The sequence below is a fragment of the Candidatus Nanosynbacter sp. HMT-352 genome (assembly GCF_022819345.1).
In the GTDB taxonomy this organism is placed as follows: domain Bacteria; phylum Patescibacteriota; class Saccharimonadia; order Saccharimonadales; family Saccharimonadaceae; genus Nanosynbacter.
On record NZ_CP089288.1, the window covers coordinates 154211 to 175344 of the forward strand.

At 43.0% G+C, this 21134-nt stretch carries 18 protein-coding genes and 1 tRNA gene; 7 read left to right on the forward strand and 12 right to left on the reverse strand.

Features of this window, described 5'->3' with window-relative positions; translation table 11 throughout:
- Positions 1–21: 21 nt before the first annotated feature.
- Entirely contained in the window at positions 22–1800 is a 1779-nt protein-coding gene (gene aspS / locus LRM46_RS00900; RefSeq protein WP_243813202.1) for an aspartate--tRNA ligase, read from the reverse strand.
- 38 nt (positions 1801–1838) lie between these two features.
- Positions 1839–2861: a CBS domain-containing protein gene (locus tag LRM46_RS00905; RefSeq protein WP_243813203.1), complete on the reverse strand. Its 1023-nt coding sequence runs from the start codon at positions 2859–2861 to the stop codon at positions 1839–1841.
- Between the two features lie 53 nt (positions 2862–2914).
- On the opposite strand from LRM46_RS00905, the gene LRM46_RS00910 reads away from it, so the two are divergent.
- The gene (locus LRM46_RS00910; RefSeq protein WP_243813204.1) at positions 2915–3607 is read left to right on the forward strand and encodes a DsbA family protein; all 693 of its coding nucleotides are present in this window, start codon (positions 2915–2917) and stop codon (positions 3605–3607) included.
- 355 nt (positions 3608–3962) lie between these two features.
- Here LRM46_RS00910 and LRM46_RS00915 read toward each other — a convergent pair whose 3' ends face one another.
- The 7 genes from LRM46_RS00915 to LRM46_RS00945 all read right to left on the reverse strand — a co-directional run bounded on the left by LRM46_RS00915 (position 3963) and on the right by LRM46_RS00945 (position 11377).
- Positions 3963–4883 carry a CorA family divalent cation transporter gene (locus LRM46_RS00915; RefSeq protein WP_243813205.1) on the reverse strand — a complete coding sequence of 307 codons (921 nt, stop codon included), beginning with the start codon at positions 4881–4883 and terminating at the stop codon, positions 3963–3965.
- A 57-nt stretch (positions 4884–4940) separates the two neighbouring features.
- On the reverse strand, positions 4941–5855 hold the full coding sequence (locus tag LRM46_RS00920) for a magnesium transporter CorA family protein (RefSeq protein WP_243813206.1): 915 nt from the start codon (positions 5853–5855) through the stop codon (positions 4941–4943).
- Between the two features lie 76 nt (positions 5856–5931).
- Positions 5932–6882: a carbamate kinase gene (arcC, locus tag LRM46_RS00925; protein WP_129637190.1), complete on the reverse strand. Its 951-nt coding sequence runs from the start codon at positions 6880–6882 to the stop codon at positions 5932–5934.
- Positions 6883–6885: 3 nt separating this feature from the next.
- On the reverse strand, positions 6886–8430 hold the full coding sequence (locus LRM46_RS00930; RefSeq protein ID WP_243813207.1) for a YfcC family protein: 1545 nt from the start codon (positions 8428–8430) through the stop codon (positions 6886–6888).
- A 39-nt stretch (positions 8431–8469) separates the two neighbouring features.
- The gene (gene argF / locus LRM46_RS00935; protein WP_243809784.1) at positions 8470–9459 is read right to left on the reverse strand and encodes an ornithine carbamoyltransferase; all 990 of its coding nucleotides are present in this window, start codon (positions 9457–9459) and stop codon (positions 8470–8472) included.
- A complete protein-coding gene (gene arcA, locus LRM46_RS00940) occupies positions 9459–10697 on the reverse strand; it encodes an arginine deiminase (RefSeq protein ID WP_243809783.1) in 1239 nt (412 codons plus the stop codon). The genes argF and arcA overlap by 1 nt, the downstream gene beginning before the upstream one ends.
- Positions 10698–10744: 47 nt before the next feature.
- Positions 10745–11377, reverse strand: a complete 633-nt coding sequence (locus tag LRM46_RS00945) for a TylF/MycF/NovP-related O-methyltransferase (RefSeq protein ID WP_243813208.1) — start codon at positions 11375–11377, stop codon at positions 10745–10747.
- Between the two features lie 98 nt (positions 11378–11475).
- Here LRM46_RS00945 and LRM46_RS00950 point away from each other — a divergent pair, with 98 nt between their 5' ends.
- Together LRM46_RS00950 and LRM46_RS00955 are read left to right on the forward strand one after the other, a co-directional pair.
- Complete coding sequence (locus LRM46_RS00950) at positions 11476–12210, forward strand: hypothetical protein (RefSeq protein ID WP_243813209.1); 735 nt, start codon at positions 11476–11478, stop codon at positions 12208–12210.
- Between the two features lie 8 nt (positions 12211–12218).
- Positions 12219–12680, forward strand: coding sequence for a YbhB/YbcL family Raf kinase inhibitor-like protein (locus LRM46_RS00955; protein WP_243813210.1), 462 nt, complete (start codon positions 12219–12221; stop codon positions 12678–12680).
- A gap of 74 nt (positions 12681–12754) precedes the next feature.
- Here LRM46_RS00955 and LRM46_RS00960 read toward each other — a convergent pair whose 3' ends face one another.
- Entirely contained in the window at positions 12755–13036 is a 282-nt protein-coding gene (locus tag LRM46_RS00960; RefSeq protein WP_243813211.1) for a DUF3892 domain-containing protein, read from the reverse strand.
- Positions 13037–13286: 250 nt separating this feature from the next.
- Between LRM46_RS00960 and LRM46_RS00965 the strand changes: the two genes are divergently transcribed.
- Both LRM46_RS00965 and LRM46_RS00970 read left to right on the forward strand, forming a co-directional pair.
- Positions 13287–14315 (forward strand): AAA family ATPase, encoded by a 1029-nt coding sequence (locus tag LRM46_RS00965; protein ID WP_445083018.1) that lies wholly within the window; start codon positions 13287–13289, stop codon positions 14313–14315.
- Positions 14316–14318: 3 nt separating this feature from the next.
- The gene (locus LRM46_RS00970; protein WP_243813213.1) at positions 14319–16601 is read left to right on the forward strand and encodes a S8 family peptidase; all 2283 of its coding nucleotides are present in this window, start codon (positions 14319–14321) and stop codon (positions 16599–16601) included.
- Between the two features lie 47 nt (positions 16602–16648).
- Here LRM46_RS00970 and LRM46_RS00975 read toward each other — a convergent pair whose 3' ends face one another.
- Together LRM46_RS00975 and LRM46_RS00980 are read right to left on the reverse strand one after the other, a co-directional pair.
- Positions 16649–18643, reverse strand: a complete 1995-nt coding sequence (locus tag LRM46_RS00975; protein ID WP_243813214.1) for an ABC transporter ATP-binding protein — start codon at positions 18641–18643, stop codon at positions 16649–16651.
- Positions 18643–20403, reverse strand: coding sequence for an ABC transporter ATP-binding protein (locus LRM46_RS00980; protein WP_243813215.1), 1761 nt, complete (start codon positions 20401–20403; stop codon positions 18643–18645). Before LRM46_RS00980 ends, LRM46_RS00975 begins: the two co-directional genes overlap by 1 nt.
- 118 nt (positions 20404–20521) lie before the next feature.
- Here LRM46_RS00980 and LRM46_RS00985 point away from each other — a divergent pair.
- Both LRM46_RS00985 and LRM46_RS00990 read left to right on the forward strand, forming a co-directional pair.
- Positions 20522–20598: transfer RNA gene (locus LRM46_RS00985), tRNA-Pro, on the forward strand.
- Between the two features lie 65 nt (positions 20599–20663).
- Positions 20664–21131, forward strand: coding sequence for an NUDIX domain-containing protein (locus LRM46_RS00990; RefSeq protein ID WP_243813216.1), 468 nt, complete (start codon positions 20664–20666; stop codon positions 21129–21131).
- Positions 21132–21134: the final 3 nt, after the last annotated feature.

Below are 21134 nucleotides of genomic sequence, written 5' to 3' on the forward strand. Positions count from 1 at the left end.
CCGTGAACTCAATGCTAAATCTCACAAACCCAATTCGCGTAGCTGAGCGGGATCGACAACCGATGGTGAATTCATCATCACATCCACGCCAGAGCCATTCTTTGGAAACGCCAGAGTCTCACGGACGTTTTGCTCATCGGTCAATTCCATCAAAATACGATCAACACCAAAAGCACATCCTGCGTGAGGCGGAGCGCCGTATTTGAAAGCACCAAGCATAGCACCAAACTTTTCTTCAACGTAAGCTTCACTAAAGCCCAGTAACCCAAACACTTTATAAAGCACCGCTGGATTATGGTTGCGAACGCCGCCAGAGCAAATCTCATAGCCGTTCATCACCATGTCAAATTGGTCAGCGACAATGGATAATTTTTCGGCGTCAGTTTCAGCAGATTCCAGAGCTTGCAAACCACCCTTTGGCATACTGAACGGATTATGCCCAAAGTCAAGTTTTTTACTTCGGTCATCCCATTCATAAAACGGAAAATCAACAATCCAAGCAAACGCCACGACCGACGGGTCTTTAAGATTAAAGTGCGAGGCAAATTCATTACGCAAGCGCCCCAATACCGCGTTAACAACCGAGCGAGAATCAGCACCAAAGAACACTGCATCGCCATCAACCGCACCAGTTTTCTGCTGGATATCAGCTAATTCCTTCTCGCTCAAGAATTTCGCAATTGGAGATTTTGCTTCACCGTCTTGATATGTGATGTACGCCAAACCGCCAGCGCCTTCACTTTTAGCGATGTTGGTGAAATTGTCAATTTGCTTGCGACTCAGACTTGCGCCATTTTTTACGCAAATAGCCTTAATGCATTCAGCATTTTTAAATACGCCAAACTCAGTCTCCGAGAACACGTCCGTTAGTTCTATCAATTCCATACCAAACCGCAAATCCGGCTTATCAGAACCGTAAGTTTCCATGGCGTCGCGATATGAAATTCGCGGAATTGAATTGCCATCACCAACCGCCAAATCGCTCAAATCCAACAATTTTTTACCAGCAAAATCAGTCGCCAGTTGCTTCATCAAAGGCTCAACTTCAGTGCGAACTTCTTCACCATTTTCAGCAAAACTCATTTCTAAATCAAGCTGATAAAACTCGCCATACAAGCGATCAGCCCTTGGGTCTTCGTCGCGGAAACAAGCCGCCAACTGATAATAACGCGGCACACCGCCAACCATCAGCAGCTGCTTAAACTGCTGCGGAGCTTGCGGCAAAGCGTAAAACTTCCCTTCCTGCAAGCGACTTGGAATCAGAAAATCACGCGCACCCTCAGGGCTTGAATTCGCCAAAATTGGCGTTTGAATTTCAATAAAATCTCGACCGTCCATATATTCATGGATTCGACGATACATTTCGGCGCGTTTTTTAAGCATGTTTTGCATTTTTGGACGACGCAAATCAAGATAACGATACTTGAATCTTAGTTCTTCGCCAGCTTGATTATCCTCAGCAAATGGCTGAATTGGCAAAGTTTCGGCTCGGTTCAAAATCTCCAAATTGTCCACAACAATTTCCACATCGCCACTGGCAATATTCGGATTTTTCAGACCTTCGCCACGCTCCGCAACCACGCCACAAGCACGAACCACAAACTCATCTCGTAAGCTTTCCGCCAAAGAAAAAGCATCTTTTTTATCAGGGTTAATAACTAACTGAACCAAACCCGTATGGTCGCGCAAATCAATAAAAATCAATCCGCCATGATCACGCCTGGAATGAACCCATCCCGCAACTGTAATATTTTCACCAACTTTTTTAGAAGTTTCTACCGCCAAAATTCTATTTTTCATATCTGTTATTATAGCATAATATGGGCAAATTCCCAGAATTAAACATCTCGTCGAGTTTTTGTGGGCAAATTATTTTTCTGCGGATTAGCCGTGGCGGCCTTACGAATATCTCCATAAACATCATATTCGTCAATAATTTTCTGACCTAATAGCGCTTCAATTACGTCTTCTAAGCTCAGCAGACCAACTGTTTCTCGAAACTCATTTACAACAATAAACAAGTGATGCTGCGTTTTCAAAAATGCAGCCAAGGCGTGCTGTAGAGTTTGATTTTCGCGAATATAATAGACGTCTTTACTCATGACTGTTTCCGCACGATGAGATTTTGCTTTGCGATCAATCGTTAACAGATCTTGAATCCTCAACATTCCAACAACATGGTCAATGTCGCCGTCAATGACAGGAAATCTGCTATATCCCTTTTTATGAAGATCATCAAGCACTAGCGGCCCGAGAAGTTCATTCATAGGTACCGATTCAATCATGCTTCGCGGCGTCATAATTTCCTCGACCTTCATATCATTGAACTTCAGCCCGTTAGTAATAAGCTTTTTCTCAGAAGATGAAATCGCTCCGCTGGATTGAGCCACCATTTCCAGCAATTCTTCTTTCGATTCAATCACCCGACTATCACCAACCACTGGCGACACCGAACGAATTAGCGACAAAATTACTTGATGTCGCTCAATTGTCGTTAAAATTAGCGGTTCGTATTTTTCATAAAGTTGCTGTGAGTATTTCTGCCACAAGCCGATTCGCGCGACAGCTCCGATTTCTAGGGCTATTATGATTGACAAAATGAGTCCAGCCGCCCAATTGAACAAATAAACGCTAATAACACTTAAAATTACCAAACATAAAGAAGCCACGGCGCGCTGCAGTGAAATAATATCTCGTAAAAATTCTCTTTGTCGCAAAAGAATTTTAGCCTTTTCATCACCCAATCCACTTCTCCGCCGCAACTCAAATTGGCTATGCGAAGATGTCTTCGGCTGAACTCCCAGCACTATCAGCAAAACCGCCAAAGTAACCAAATATCCAAAAATTAGCACAATCGTCATAGTTTTATTGTACCGCATTCCGTGCTATACTTACTAGAGTAAATGGAGGTAAAATGAATAAGAAAAGCTGGATAATTTTCGCAATTATTGTAGTGGCAATTGTTGGTGGAATGATTTATATTTCGACGCAAAATCGACTAAATATTAGCGATATCAATAACGATCAGCTAAACACGGCTATCAGCGCAGAATCAAGAAATGGCAATATCGCGGATCATGAAATTGGTAGCAAAGACGCCAAAGTAACAATTATCGAATACGCCGACTATCAATGCCCTGGCTGTGGTGCCGCTGCACCAAAAGCCGAAGCGCTAGCTAAAAAATATAAAGATCACGTTCGATTAATTTTCCGCAATTTCCCAATTGCCAGCTCACACCCTAACGCACGAGCTGCCGCTGCCGTAGCTGAAGCCGCTGGTTTACAGGGTAAATTCTGGGAAATGAATGAGCTTCTATATGCAAATCAGGACGCTTGGAAAAACGCCAACACTACAGAACGCGACAGCATTTTCAAATCTTATGCTGAACAATTGAAGCTTAATATCGATCAATATAAAACCGATATTGCCAGCAACAGGGTTAAAAATAAAATCGACTTCGATATGGCTCTCGGTCGCAAACACGGCGTTGCCGCAACACCAACTTTCTACATAAATGGAAAAAACACTGAGATGGACAGCTCTGGCTCAATCGAATCATCAGTCAAGGAAGCCTTGAAAAAAGCTGGCGTTGAAGTAAAAGATTAACGCATTTTCACACAAACCAAAATCCCGCTCCGGTGCCTTGGAGCGGGATTTGTTTATAGTCGTCCCTATTCTATCGTTGGAGCGACTGCACTACTTTTTATTATTGTGCTATGTATGTTTGCCATTCGGCAGGCACCACATCCACCGCGATCTTTTTGCGCCTTGATGGCACAAATTTGATTGCTATTGGCATGTGTTTTGCACTCCTTATTATTATGTGCAGCCCCACGCGCTTCGACCTTTATCACTTAATATCAGCAATTTAATGCTTCGGCGCGAGACATGCTAACAATGTTACCAAACGTTCATTGGCACGTCAAGCAAAAACATTTTGAAAATGCTTATTACATCTATATTAGAATAAGCGGAGTCGCTTAGCAACAAACATAACAAGTAAAATCAACAACACTGTAAAACTGGTGATAACCGGGTACGCCCAAGGCTCGCCCTGAAATGGTAACGCGATATTCATTCCATACATTCCGTAAAAAACGTTTGGAATAGCCAGAAGAATTGTTATGGCGGTCAATGCCTTCATACGTTGATTCAGCGTATTATTAGCAACCGTCGAATAAGCGTTTTGAATACTGGAAATTGTGTGCGTGCTGGAACTAATTGCCACTAGAACCTGCCTGATATGTAGGTCAACATCCTCCAAGGCTTCCAGACCTCTGGTCTTAAATAGATGGCGGCGATTTTCCATCAGTTGTGTAATAACACGGGACATCCCTTCCAAACTGCTTCGATATTCATTGAGAGTGTCTTCAATTGCGACAAATTTAATAAAATCCGAATTCTCAACTTCATGACGACTTAGTCGCCGACGAGCATCGCTAATTTGTTCTGTTAACAGGTGTACACGCTGTTCATATTGAGAAATAATATACGCCAAATTCGCAGCAAAAACTCCCGCTGGACGCTCGGTGGTGCTAAATAAATAATCGCTAACCTCCAGAGGTGAAAATTTAACATGAGGCGATATTGTAATATAATGACCGCCGCTAATTGCAATTAAAAACGGTGCCGTTTTGCCAGAATCAGTTTGACCGAACGGCATGCGCGTAAAAATATACTCAACACCATCAGAAAACTCCGCTCGAGGTAATTCGTGGATATCCAGTACGTCACGAACAATATTAGCAGACAGCGACAACGCCTTTGAAACTCGAGTAGCATCAAGACTCCCGGTCAAATTAATCCAACCGTTTTTATGCATTCGTTGAGCTTGCGTCAACTTTTCAGTCAACGATCTGCGTTCAAAATAGCCCACCATCATGAGAAAATTATAATATACACAAGCAATATTAGCAATCTATCGAATTGCAATTAAACTTTATCGGCTGCGCAGGAAATAATAGCCCACAACAATAGCTAGGACCACACTAACTACGGTAATTCCCCAAAACATCAATGGATTATCGGCACCTGGAACCGGCACGTTCATACCATATAAACCAGCGATCATCGTCGGAATAGTCAAAGCTACGGTAATTACTGTTAGCAGGCGAATCGTTTCGTTAAGGCGCGTATCCATCACCGCCCTATAGCTGTCGCGCACATTAGTAATCGTCCTCAACAAACTTTTACAACGCGCAATCACCTGCTCCAAATCAATCGAAATATCCTCAACATCTTCCTTATCATCAGCTTTCAGTCGCAACTTCTGAGTCGCCAGAAGTCTTTCAATCGCCCAGTTCATCGGAATTAGCGCGTCAAGATAATCATTCAATTTGCGCTCATACTCCGCCAGAGTGGCAATGTCATTAACTCTCAGCGTATGAATACTGTCCGTAGCCGCTCGCATCTGACGGTTAATCGTTGCCACACGCCGCTGATATTGCATTGAAATCGCCTCAACCATCGCCACCAAAAGCTCAACTTGTCGATCCGTTCTAATTCGCATCTTATCAATAAATGGCTGCCACAAACGCCCCAAACTATCTCTGGACAACGTCACGATATGATCTTTATTAATGCAGAATAAAATCGGCGTAGTAAAATCATTAAAATCGTCGTCAGTGTCTGGCAATCGCGCAATCAAATAAGTCCACTCATCATCAAACTCAATACGCGGCACCTCGTGCGGGTCAAGCGCGTCACTTATCAAATCCTCATCCAAGCCCAGCGTCAACAATTGCGAAACCTCTTCGTCGCTCGGTCTTTCGCAGCGCACCCACGAACCAGACTGCAAATTTTCTTGCGGGCTAATTATTGAATCACTATTTGTCGAACGAAGATATTGCAACATAATTTCATATTATAAAATAAAACATACATAAACACAAGAAGCTCCTGCGCCATTCACAGGAACTTCTTGATTTTTATTACGATTTGACTATCGTGCCTGCCGAGCCGCTAATGGCTTCAGCGGTTTTATCCAGCGAAGTAATAATCGCCGTACGCCCCGACTTTCCGTCTAGGAACGACAAGGCAGCCTGAGTTTTTGGCAACATTGAACCTGCCGCAAATTGCCCATCGTCAATATACTTTTGAAGCTCTTCTATTGAAACTTCCCCGAGAGATTGCTCATCTGGTTTGCCAAAATTAATTTTAGCAGCATCAACCGAAGTCAAAATCAACAAGGTATCAGCGTCCAAAAGATCTGCCAATTTTGCTGCGCCGAAGTCCTTATCAATAACCGCAGCGACGCCTTTTAATTGACCAGTTTCGTCTTGTAAAACAGGAATGCCGCCGCCGCCAGTTGAAACGACCGTCACACCAGCATGAACCAACGCCTTAATCACATCAGCCTCAACAATCGTCTGAGGTTTTGGCGAAGGAACGACGCGTCGCCAACCACGGCCAGCGTCTTCTTTTACCGTGTAGCCGCGTTCGCTAGCGACGGTTTTCGCCTCGTCTTCCGAATAGAACGGACCAATTGGCTTGGTTGGATTTTGGAATGCTGGATCGCTTAAGCTAACAATCGTTTGAGTTATAACGCTAACAGCGCGATTGTTCATTTGATTAACCATAAAGGCGTCATGAAAAGCTTGTTGCAGCCAAAAGCCAATCAACCCCTGGCTCATAGCGCCAGAATCTTCCAGGGGCAAACTTGGCACATCTGGCGTATTAATCGCCTCTTCGTGCAACACAATATTACCAACCTGAGGACCATTACCATGAACGATTGCTACGTTATGACCAGCCTGGATTAACGGTAAAAGCTGCCGAACGGTTTCATCGGCTACTCGTTGCTGCTGCTCAGACGCGGCTTCGCCCTGCCGTTGCAGGGCGTTACCACCGAGCGCTACTACAATAGTACGCTTCTTATCCATAGGCTACAGTGCTCCGAAAATTGCAATAACTGTAATGCTGATAATAGCAAATATCGCCATAATTGGAGCTGAGCGTTTTAGCCAGTCGCGATATGAAACGCCAGCCAGCGCCAATCCACCCATCAACGATGCGATAGTTGGAGCCATCATGTTGATCAAGCCAGACGCTGTCGCAAATGCGGCAACCATAACTTCTTTGCTTGAGCCAACCAAGTCAGCAATTGGCGCAATAACTGGCATAGTTGCTGCCGCCAAACCTGATGATGACGGAACGATAAACGACATTGGCAAGTAGAATAAATATGCCAACACACCAACAACACCGCCACCAGCATCTTTCAGAAGGGACTCACCCCAGCTGATGATCGTGTCCTGAATTTCACCGTTAGTCATCACTACAGAAACACCTGTTGCCACTGCAATAATCAAAGCAACTGGCAAGATATCTTTCACACCGTCGATAAATGTATCAACTGGGAAAACACCCTCTTTCTTAAATTCTTTGTAGTAAATTGCGGTTATGACAATTGTTGAAATTAGGAATAGCGCAGTGATTTCGTTGAAATACCAATCACCAAATGCTGCACTGTGGACTACACCAAGTACCGCGCCAATAACTGGCAAACCTGCAGCCCATTCAAACATATCGGCGAAGAATGTGATATTCCAACTTCCCCATGGAATCAAGGAAAGAATCATTAGCACAAATGTAATAGCAAACACAGACATAACAACTTTTCGTGGACCAGTAAATTTTGGTACGTTTGTCATGTCGAGAGCAGCCGTAGCTGGCTTGTAGCGAACGTCTTCCTTGTACTTGCCGGCCTTCACTTTTGCAGCATAACGCATAGTAAAGATAATCGCGGCAATCAAACAAAGTGCTAAGATGATAGACATTATTGGAATAACGCTACCCAATTTCACATCTGCGGTTTTTGCCGCAACACCAGTAGAGAATGGGTTGATTGTTGAACCAAGCACACCAGTACCAGCACCCAACACAATCACCATCACACCAGTCATGGCGTTATAGCCAGCAGCAATCATCATCGGTATAACTAGTGCGTAAAACGCCACAGTTTCTTCCTGCATACCGTAAGTAGTACCACCGATAGCGAATAAAATCATCAGAATCGGGATGAGCCACTTTTCCTTACCCTTCATCTTTCGAAGCAGTGCGCCAAGAGAAGCGTCAAGCGCACCAGTTTTCATAGTGACGCCTAAGAATCCACCAAGCACCATCACGAAGACGATGACATCAAGCTTGTCTGACATACCTTTAATAGGTGCAGTGAAGACGTCCCACAAACCTTGCTGATCGTGTTTTTTGACCTCTTCCTTTTTACCGTCTTTTTCTTCCGTGACGGTTCGATCTTTGTCGACTACGTGATACGAATTAGCTATACGATCGCCATCTTCGTTCGTCTTATATAGTCCAGAAGGAACAACCCACGTCAATGCCGCCATAACGATGATCACGACAAACAAAATAGTAAACGCCGACGGTGATCGAAGCTTCTGCTTTGCTTTTTTAATTTTTTCTACCATTGCCTCGGAGCCTCCTTAACCTCCTTATTACGACAACAACTACAATGTCAAAGCCATCACAGCCTTGATTGTATGCATACGATTTTCCGCTTGATCAAAAACTATCGAATGTGGCGAGCGGAACACCTCATCCGTCACTTCCATTGAATCTAAACCGAAATCTTCCTGAATTTTCTTTCCAGTAATCGTTAATGCGTCGTGGAATGCTGGCAAGCAGTGCATAAACTTGACCTCAGGATTTCCTGTCAGGTTAATCATCTGGCGATTAACTTGGAAATGTCGCAATTGGTTAATGCGTTCAGCAAACTTGTCTTCTTCGCCCATTGAAACCCAAACGTCCGTGTAAATTACATCAGCACCGCGCAAAGCTTCTTCGAAATTATCAGTGATAGTAATGCGTGCGTGGCTTGACCTGGCAAAATGATTTGCCTTATCGACCAAAGCCTGATCTGGATGCAATTCACGAGGTGCCAAAATGCGGAAATCAAGTCCCATAATAGCTGAGCCAATCATCAGCGAGTTCGCCATATTGTTACGACCATCGCCAACAAACACCAGCTTAGTTCCCTTCAATTTTCCGACATGTTCTTCAATCGTCATGAAGTCAGCCAAAATCTGCGTTGGGTGGAACTTATCGGTCAATCCATTCCATACTGGAACGCCAGCGTGACGCGCCAATTCCTCAACGGTCGCGTGATCAAAACCACGGAACTCAATTCCGTCAAACATTCGGCCCAAAACCTTAGCGGTATCTTCAACCGTCTCTTTCTTACCCAATTGAATATCATCTTTACCGAGGTATTCTGGCGCAACTCCAAGGTCATTAGCAGCTACCGTAAATGCGCAGCGCGTTCGCGTTGAAGCCTTTTCGAATAGCAATGCCACGTTTTTACCCTCATGAATTCGGTGCGGAATGCCGGCATATTTCAATCGACGATATTCACGAGCTGTATCTAACAGCAAGCGAATCTCTTCAGCGGTATAATCGCTCAAAGTTAATAGCGATCGTCCTTTCAAACTCTGAGCCATTAGAATACATCCTCTCGTACTAGCGGCATACTCATACAGCGTGGACCGCCACGACCGCGTCCAAGCTCAGCACCACTAATTTCAATAACTTCAATACCGTTTTCGCGCAATTTCTGGTTAGTTACGTAGTTGCGATCATAAGTCACCACAACACCCGGCGCAATCGCCAAAGTGTTTGAACCGTCATTCCACTGTTCACGAGCAGCAGCAATCGGATCGCCACCGCCACATTCAATCAACGTAACACTTGGCAAGCCTAGCGCAACTCTCAAGACATGCTCCAAATCTGTTTCGTGTGTAATTCGTGGGAATGGCTGACCTTCAACCTTCTCCAAAATGAAACAATTCATCCTGCCGCCATGGTCGCGGATTTCTGGATGAATCGTAAACTTATCACGATCAATCATCGTAAACACGGTGTCTAGGTGCATAAAGGCGTGAGATTTTGGAATTTCCATAGCGATGACTTTCTCGAATTTCGAGCCAGCAAACAATTTGGTTGCCATCTTTTCAATTGCCTCAGCAGTTGTTCGCTCTGAAACACCAATTGCCATAACCTTATCGCTTAATATTAATTCGTCGCCGCCTTCCATTGAGAATTTCTCTGTGCGGTTGTACCAAACTGGCGCACGATTAGCAAAGCGTGGATGGTGGTCGATGATGTAGCGCATAAATAGCGATTCACGACGACGAGCCGTCCAGTGCATCTTGTTGATTGTCAAACCGTTACCAATTGCGGCAGCTGGGTCGCGTGTAAAGTATAGGTTTGGCATTGGATCGAGATAGAACGGATAACGATTTTTCTCGATCATATTATGAAGTTGCTGATGCTGATCTGGAGGCAAAGTAATTTCATCCTTGCGAACACCAGCCATAATCTTGCGGATCATAGCGTGAGTTGGCAAGTCCAACAAGAATTGGCGCAATGTTTGAGTAACACGGCGTGAATCCTGCTTAGAAGCAGCCAACATTTCATCGACAAATTGTTCACGCAGTTGATCTGTGTTAATCGCCTCAGCGACCAATTGATCCAGATACAAAACTTCGATTCCACGACTTCTCAATGCTTCCGCAAAAGCATCGTGTTCAGCCTGCGCCACTTTCAGATATGGAATATCGTCAAATAAAAGATCGGTCAGATAGTCTGGCGTCAAATTCTCCAGCTCTTCACCTGGCCGATGCAATAGAACGGTCTTAAGTTTTCCTATTTCAGACGTGATGTGAATTGGTTCGTCCATCACAACCCTCCCCTGTTTATATTAGTGATGTTTTAATTGTAACACGTTTATGTTTTTGGGCAAGAGGAGATAATCGCCAGACTGGCTTCAGTCCTGACCGTGAATTGTCGGTTAACTTTTAGCCATTCATCAGTGGCTTTTGCGGCACCCGGCAGAGCTTCATTTGCGTAATCATCAACAATAATTATTGCGTCTTCGTTAAATTTACTTTCACAAACCCGAAAAGAATCGACAATTGATTCGTAAAAATCGCCATCAAAAAACGCAAACATAATATTTTCCGGCGCATCATCAGAAGTAAAATCAGAAAACCAGCCTTTGTGAATAATCGGCGACTTCAATCCTGCTTTCTTAAAATTCTGGACAAATGTCTTACGCGGCGCTAATAACTCGCCAGCCTTAAATTGATCACCCGCGGCGCTATTATCCTTCTGGGTTTTTTCTGGCAATCCCGCAAACGAATCGTAAACGTGAAATTCGCCCGTAAAATTATAAGCGTCCAATAGTCGGCGAATAAACAAACTAGTTGTGCCGACATAACAACCAAACTCCACGATGTTTCCAGTGGCGCCACGGCGTAAAGTTTTTTCCAACTCTCTTAAAAGCGCACCAAGCTCTTTAATGTCGACTTGGTCAGAAATAATTGGGTATTTAGTGAGGAGTTGGTCTGCGATATTCATGACTTAATTATAAATAGTTCGCCAAATACCGACAAATTTATTAACAACGCAACCCTATATATTTACGGTCTTATGAAGTAAACTATCAATTAGCACCTATGAATAATCACGATATTATCAAAACATTCTTGCCAAAACAATTAGACATAAAGTGCCTCGAGCTCCTGCAGCCCGCCCTACAAAAGTCAAACCTAATTGTTTATGGCGAAATCCACGGCATTAAAGAAAATTCCGACGTCATCTATACTCTGGTTAAGAAACTTGGCGTAAAGAGATTAGCTATTGAAGCCAGCCCCGCCGCATCCAACTTCATCAATTCAGTAAAGATCAATTCTTATGATTTTTCCTTAGTTGATGAAGACCTTTTTAACTTAAGCGTTCTATCTCTTGAGATGATAAAAACGATAGCAATTCTTCTGCAGCAAAATCAACTTAAAGAGCTCGTTTTTATTGATACATTTTTTGACAATTTAGATGAGGATGCCATCATACCACCAAGCCCGCAAGAACGAGAAGAGCAGCTAGCTAAAAATATCCTCGGAATTGACGGCTCTCTACCAACATTATGTATTATGGGACAATGGCATACGCAGCCCAAAGTTGTTACAGATGGCGAAACACGGCATGAATCAGCGTTATATCGCTTGAGAAAAATAAAACCAAATGTACCGTTTATTCATAATGTCTACAGACAAGGACAATTATTTAACGACGGAAAAATAATTGAACTTCCGAAAAACCCATCAATTCCGCCTTATTATGAAATTGTCCAGAAAACTAATATTGATTTTGAACTGCACGTACCAAAGGCTACAAAAATATCACTATACTAAAATTTAGTATGAAAATCACGAGCCCTACGTTCACCGAAAACGCTAACATACCAAAAATTTACTCCAAGCTTGGCGACAACCAACGCCCGCCGCTCGAGATCAGCGACGTGTCAACAGGCGCCAAAAGCCTGACGATCGTCTACCACGACCCTGACGCGCCTGGGCGCGATGGATTCTGCCATCGTAAGATTTGGAATTTACCGAGCAAAACCACTGAAATAACTGGCGAGTCACTACCCACACATGCCGTCGAGGGGATTACCAGTTGGGGTCGTCCTGGCTGGAACGGACCGCAACCGCCATTTGGCACACACCGTTATCAATTTTACGTGTACGCGCTGGACACGACATTAGATTTACCAGACAACACCAAACCCAAAGAACTCATCGCCGCCCTCACGCCGCACATAATTAGCCAAGCTGTGCTGACTGGGAAGTTTGGCATGTTGGATATTTTGCGGCGGGGATAGATACAATCTTACACCACCATAAAAACATCCCGGATTTACCGAAATGTTTTTAACGAATATTGCCCCCTACTTGTCTATACTCGCTTACGAGGTAAGTTTAGTAGATTATTCGCCTGCGAGGCGTCTGCGCGTGTCTGCAAAAAACGAATATGTCCATTGTATTTCACATCACAACGCGCTTCATCACCATCTTCCGATACAAAAGCGTAAGTTCCGTTAGCGTCAAGCCAGTCAATAAACCAGTTACGCTCAAGAGGAATCAATACACCTCTGTCATTGTTCACCCAATAGTGTGAGATCGCTTCATAGCGCTCATCGCCTTCGAGCTTCGTGATGGCTCTAATTTGGATAGTCATAGCAACCGTCCTTCCTGTGGCGGAATTACCACTTATTAATATGTGTGGTATTATAGGAACTGTACAATTTGTTGGAAAACTATTGTGTAAGGAAGCGCCGCATAGGCGCTTTTCCTATTTATACCCCCGAGGTTCCTACCCCGATTACCACTATAATATAGCATCCACGCAAATAAAGCAATGGGATGATGTGTCCCAAAATATTGTATTTGTGTCCCAGAGATGATATTCTAATAATATGAGGGAACAAATGCGCAAGAAGAATATACTCAATCTAATTAAATACTACGCAGAGCATAATGATGCAGGTTTTCGAAATGAAGCGTATATCATTGCTAAGCTATTTGATCAAGCTGGAGATTCCCAATTAGCCGAGTATATTATGGCTCTATTATCTGGTGCTAACACATTTGTTCCGCAAAGCAATGAATACCAATCATCCTTCTTTAATAAAGTAAGTCTGACAGGAGATTCATTACCACTGCCCACTTCCATTATGAATGATATCATTGGCGTCATCAACTCCATTAGACATCACTCTGGCTTTAATAAGTTTTTATTTGAGGGTGACCCAGGCACTGGCAAGACAGAGACAGTAAAGCAGATCGCTCGCATTCTCAACCGTGATCTATACTCTGTTGATTTTGATAGTGTTATTGACAGCAAACTTGGGCAGACGTCTAAAAATATAGCTTCGGTATTTCAGGAAATACGAGCTTTACCAAATCCGGAAAAAGCAATAATCATGTTTGATGAAATTGATGCCATTGCTCTAGACCGTATAAATTCTAATGACTTACGCGAGATGGGACGAGTCACTTCGTCTGTTCTTAAGGGATTGGATGGTCTAGATGGTAGTATTGTTCTTATTGCTACTACTAACCTATTCGCTCAATTCGACAAGGCATTGACTAGGCGTTTTGACGCCATTATCAATTTTAATAGGTACAACAAGAACGAACTGCTTGATATCGCAGAATCAATACTAAACGATCTTTTAATCCAGTTTAAGTTTGCTGGCCGCAACATGCGTTTATTTAGAAAGATTATATCTACAATGGATAAAATACCCTACCCAGGCGAATTGAAGAATATCATAAAGACTTCAGTCGCGTTTAGCGATCCGACTAATGAATATGCTTACTTGAAAAAGCTCTACGAGACCGTCTCGGGTCCAAGCGATATCAAGACGCTTCAAAATCAAGGTTTTTCAGTACGTGAGATAGAAATATTAACAAGTATATCAAAAAGTCAAGTTGCAAGAGAACTACAAGGATAACTCATGAACAGCATTCTACAGCTTCGCGGCACCCTTAATCAAAAACCAAGCAGTGGTCGCCCAGGACCCCCAAACATACCAAAAGGCGCAAAATCAGTGGAATCCATTCATCTGAAAAGGTTACTTAAAGAATTAAAAGAATTAGACAGTTACTGGCAGACCGAAAAATTGATCACTGGCGCCTTGATAGATATACACTATATAGATGTAATTGCAAAAAGTAATCGTATTAGTGGCTACTTTAACAAAGGAAAAAAATCAAACGAATCTGTGGTTGGTGCGTGCTTCGACAGAACAGACGTAAAACACCCAAAACACATCATTACGCACTATATTAGCAATGAAGCGCTAACCGACACAATAGTAAAGGTCGAGAATAGTATACGGCTCCTAGATGCCATTTTTAATGGCATAATAAAACATGATCAGATAGACAGCATAAAAAATAAAGGCATAAAATTTGAGGACTATAGCCTAAGCGAGTCAGTCTTCCTCAATATAGTAGTTGATTCATACTATATTGAGAGTTTCAGCGTACCAAACCGTGGAGCAAATGCCGATAATAATCAGATCGTTACAATCTACAAGACAGATGATGACGTCTTATCTATATTACAGTCTATTGGCATCACAATTAATCCAGGAAAGATGCTTGGCAATAACGAGACTGCACCTGCACTTTTACTACAACCAGACGAGATAGAGCTGCTCCAGAGCAAAGCTCCCTACCTTATCGCAATGTCCGTCAATGATTTAACCAAGTTAAACTTAGAGAATATCCCAGCCGGCGGCAGTAGTGCTACTATGGAGGTCTCTCAATATGCTAATCAAGCGGATACTATAGATAAGCCAAGTAATCAACCGATCATTGGCGTCATTGATACGCTATTTGACACAAGCGTTTACTTTAGTGAGTGGGTAGATTATCGAGATATGGTGTCAAACGATATAGAAAAGCAGCCAAAAGACTACGGTCATGGAACGGCGGTTTCGTCAATTATTGTCGACGGTCACAGACTAAACCCCGCTCTAGATGATGGATGTGGAAATTTTAGAGTTCGACATTTTGGCGTGGCGGTTAGCGGAAAATTTAGTTCGTTTACAGTAGTCAAACTTATTCGAGAAATTGTCGCCAATAACCGAGATATTAAGGTATGGAATCTGTCGCTAGGGTCTGATCAAGAAATCAATGACAACTTTATTTCGCCAGAGGCTGCAGAGTTAGATAGAATTCAATTTGATAACGATGTGATATTCGTAATCGCCGGAACTAATAAACCAGATATGCATAAAAGAGAAATGCTAATTGGAGCACCTGCAGATTCAATAAACTCCATAGTAGTAAACTCCGTAGATAAGGAAAATAACCCAGCCTCTTACTCTCGAAGGGGACGTGTGCTCTCATTCTTTAACAAGCCTGACGTTAGTGCATATGGTGGCGACGGCAACGATTACAGAGATAATATCCATGTATGCATATCCGCAGACACTTACAAGTTTCTGTCTGGCACATCATTTGCCGCACCGTGGGTTACTCGTAAGTTAGCATACCTTATAGAAATACTAGGATTGAGCCGCGAAGTAGCAAAGGCGTTAATTGTCGATGCGGCTACAGGCTGGGAAGATACCGGCAATAACCAAAGTATAGCTCCACTTATTGGACATGGATCGGTGCCAATAAAAATCGACGATATCGTTAAGTCTAAGGATAATGAGATTAAGTTTGTGATAAACGACGTCTCTAAGGAGTATGACACTTATGCATATAACATACCAGTACCTGTTAATAAAGAGGCTCACCCTTTTGTCGCCAAAGCTACTTTGTGTTACTTCCCCAAGTGCTCAATCAACCAGGGTGTGGACTACACTAATACGGAGCTGGATATATCAATAGGAAGGATTAATCACAGGGGTATAAAAACAATCAACAAAAATACTCAAACTACTGGCGGTTTTGTATATGAAGGTGAGGCGAGAAAATTATTTCGCAAATGGGACAACACTAAGCATATACGTGAAAAGTATGGGTCCAAATTAATAGCTCGAAAAGCATATGAATCTGGCATGTGGGGCGTAAGCATAAAAACTAAGGAACGATTAGAAAAACGTGACGGGTATGGTATTAAGTTTGGACTTGTAGTTACTCTTAAAGAAATTAACAACATAAACAGAATTCACGATTTTATTCAAAAAGCACGCTTGGCGGGATGGATTGTTAATGAGATAGACATTGATACTCAAGTTGACCTACACGAAAAATCACAGGAGGTAATTCACTTCGACTAGACCCGTACTTATAATATTAAGAGATATTATTCTATAATCAACATCAATCACTCAGCAAACTGACTATTGTAAAGCTCTGCGTAAAATCCATTTTGTTTCAGCAGAGTTTCGTGATTGCCCTGCTCAATGATATTCCCGTCCTTAACCACCAAAATCAAATCGGCGTCGCGAATGGTACTCAAACGGTGCGCGATAACAAAACTAGTTTTTCCCTGCATAAGCTTATCCATGGCTTTTTGGATAAGGACTTCGGTGCGCGTGTCGACCGAGCTTGTCGCCTCGTCCAAAATCAACATCGGCGCCTTCTCTAACATTGCCCTAGCAATTGTCAACAGCTGCTTTTCTCCCTGGGAAATATTAGCAGCCTCCTCACCAAGAACCATATCATAGCCACCCGGTAGCGACCGCACAAAATGATCAACATGCGCTTCTTTGGCGGTTTTTACCATCTCTTCTTCGGTGGCTTTTGGATTGCCATACATCAAATTCTGACGAATCGTGCCATTAAATAGCCACGTATCCTGCAGCACCATACCAAACATTTGACGCACATCGCTACGTTTCATTTTACGAATATCCACACTGTCAATCTTAATCGAACCACTATTAATCTCATAAAATCGCATCAGCAAGTTAACCAGCGTCGTTTTGCCAGCACCAGTCGGACCAACAATCGCTACGCGCTGACCCGGCTTAATATGCGCCGACAAACCTTTGATGATAGTCTGGTCTGGCTTATACCCAAAGACGACATTGTCGAACTCAACTTCGCCTTTTACGTTGGACAATTTTACCAAGTTATTCGATTCAACCGCTTCTTCTGGCTCGTCCAAAAACTCAAACACTCGCTCGGCGGCAGCAGCTGTCGATTGCAAAATATTAGCGATATTAGCAACCTGAACCAGCGGCTGATTGAACTGATCGACGTATTGAATAAACGCCTGAATATCGCCGATTTTTAGCCGACCATTAATTGCCAGCCAACCGCCCAAAATTGTCATAGCAACGTAGCCAATATTGCCAATAAAGTTCATAATCGGATAAATCAATCCGGAAAAGAATTGAGCCTTCCAAGCACTATCCTGAAGCCGATTATTGATCTTAGAAAACTTAGCAATCGATTTTTTCTGGCCATTAAAGACGCGCATCACTTGATGTCCGCCATACATTTCTTCAATGTGTCCATTAAGTTCGCCAAGCTGAGTTTGCTGGCGTAAGAATTGTTTTTGCGAGCTCTTTGTAATCAGCGTAATCACGCCACCCGCCAGCGGAAGCACCAGTAGCGCAACTAGCGACATCTGCCAGCTAATCGAAAACATCATCACCAAAATTCCCAGTACCGTAACCGTTGAAGTTATAATTTGCGATAAACTCTGATTTAGCGTTTGGCTAATAGTATCGACGTCATTAGTTATGCGACTAAGAACTTCACCGTAAGTTTGCTTATCGAAATAACTCAGCGGCAAGCGATTTATTTTTTCGGACAATTGTTGTCGCATTCTGAAAGTTACGGTTTGCGTCACCTGAGTCATTATCCACGTTTGAATATAGCGAAAAATTGCACTCAACACATACATTCCGACTAGCAAAATAATTATTCGACAAATAGCGTCAAAATGAAATTCTGGACGCCGACTAAGATCTAACTTTTTAATCGATTCGAGCTGGCTGGACGGAATCTGTTTTTCAATCTCCGACTTATTCGGCAATCGGTTCAAAACGTCCGCGCCAGTAGTTCCCGCTGGCAAAGAAACACTTTTTGGCAATTTGCTAGTGATCGCCTCGTAAGCTTTCATATTGGCATAATCATCAACAATTTGATTCGTCGCGCCGCCTAAAATCTTCGGGCTGGCAATCGCAAAAATCGTGCTCCCAATTGCAAAAACCAACACCATCAACATTTGCCATCGAAAATCCGACAAATATTTGATCAGCTTCTTGACCGTTCCCTTGAAATCTTTAGCCTTTTCGCCAGTGCCCATTCCGCCCATCAGACCGCCCATTCGTACTTGCTGACGTTTTTTCGTGGTTTGCCTAGACATTAAAGCACTCCTTTCGCAGCAATAGACATTTTCTGCAAATCGTCTTCCGAGAGTTGCGAAGCGGCAATTTCTTGATAAACTTCGCAATCTTTCATCAATTCCCGATGCGTTCCCTGACCAACAATTTTTCCCTCATTAAGCACAATAATTTTATCTGCATTCATAATCGTATTAATTCGCTGACCGACAATTAGAACAGTTTTATTCTTAGTTTCCTTCGTAAGCACAGCCCGCAACTTCGCGTCCGTCTTAAAATCAAGCGCCGAAAACGAATCGTCAAAAATGTAAACATTCGGCTCAACCGCAATAGCCCTCGCGATCGACAAACGCTGACGCTGACCGCCAGAAACATTGCTGCCGCCCTGAGCGATTTCACTTTTATAGCCACTTTTTAACTCGCTAATAAATTCTTCCGCTTGGGCAATTTTGGCCGCTTTTTCAACCAACTTATCACTAGCCTCAGCGTTGCCGTATTTGATATTACTAGCAACCGTCCCGCTAAACAACACACCTTTTTGCGGCACGTAACCAATTTGACCAGACAAATCTTCCAATTTCAGATTTCTAATATCAACGCCATCAAGCAAAATCTGCCCCGCCGAAACATCATAGAAACGAGGAATCAAATTTATCAGAGTCGACTTTCCCGAACCAGTACTGCCAATAAACGCCGTTGTCTGACCAGGTTCAGCTATAAAATTAATATCCGAAAGTACTGGCAAATCCGCGTCAGGATAAGTAAATGTAACGTCCTTAAACTCAATTTTTCCCTTGGCATCTTTTGGCAATTTTTTCGGAGACTTCGGGTCAATAATTGACGGCATTGTATCCAAAACTTCTCCGACTCGGCGCACCGATACGGCGGCTCTTGGCACCATAATAAACACCATTGACAGCAACAAGAACGAGATTATCACCTGCATCGCGTATTCCAAAAACGCCATCATATTACCAATTTGTAAATTGCCACTACTTATCAAATGCGCACCAAACCACACAATTGCCACACTCGAAAAGTTCATCACTAAAGTCATAATCGGATCAAGCAACATCATCAAACGGTTCACAAATAAATTCATCTTATTTAATTCTGTGTTGGCTTCTTGGAATTTTTTCTGCTCAATCTTCTCGTTATGGAACGCACGAATAACTTTCAGTCCAACCAAATTTTCCCGCGCCACCAAATTAAGCTTATCCACCAGAGTCTGCAATTTCTTAAACCTAGGTACGGCAATCGTAAATAACGCGGCGATAGTCACAAACAAAACTAACGCCGCCAAAGCGATAATCCAGCTTAAATCGGGCGCATTATTCATGGCTTTTTGCAGACCACCAATTGCCATAATCGGTGCCATTAACGCCAGTCTCAGCAGCATTATTGACGTTGTTTGAATCTGCTGAATATCATTCGTTGAGCGCGTAATCAGCGACGCCGTAGAAAACTTATTAAAGTCCGCCAAAGAAAAACTTTCTATTCGTTCAAACAATTTCAATCGCAATTTCTGCGCCATTCCCGTAGCAATTCGCGCCGCCAAAAAACCCACGATAATTGAACAAAACCCACCAGCCGCCGTCACCAAAATCATCATCAGGCCATTATTCCAAATCGCCGACATATCTTGTTTAATAATGCCGTTATTGACAATTTCCGACATTTTATCCGGCAGCCACAAATTCGCCATCACAACGCCATACGTGAATCCAACCAAGATAATAAACAGCAGCCAATAGTCTCTAAAAATTCGTAAAATATGTTTCATTTATAGTCCTTTAAGCTCTAAGTCCACCTTATATTATATCATTTTAGGACTAGTTGATTTCATTCTAATAATTACAATTGGACAAAAATATCTGTTAGTTTTATACTGTTTTTAGCGTCGGGGTGTGGCGCAGCTCGGTAGCGCGCACCGTTCGGGACGGTGAGGTCGCTGGTTCAAATCCAGTCACCCCGACCATGAAATTATTGGGCGTACGTTCAGCTTAATTGAACCTCTGGCTATTAGCAATCAAAGGAGGTTTTATGCGACGAAGAGTAAACGTACGCGGGATTATTATCAATGAAAACGGCGAAATTTTTTGTCAAAAATTAACCGCAAACACCGGCAAAGGTCGTGATTTTTGGTGTACGCCGGGCGGCGGTTTGGAAATGGGCGAAAGCTTGCTGGACGGCTTGCGTCGAGAAATGATTGAAGAAACGGGAGTCAAACCAGAAATTGGTAAGCTGTTATTTATCCAACAATTCGCCGAATCAGGCGAGCAATCCGCACATGGTCCGAACGAGCAATTGGAATTTTTCTTCCTCATCACCAACTGGCAAGATTACCAACACATCAACCTGGAGCAAACATCGCACGGTGTCGAGGAAGTGGCGGAATGCGGCTTTGTCGACCCAAAAACAACAAATATTCTGCCAAGCTATTTGACAGAGGTTGACCTGGACCAGCTGGTTAATAAATTGACAGAAGTTCCAGTTCTAAGCGAATTATAGCGA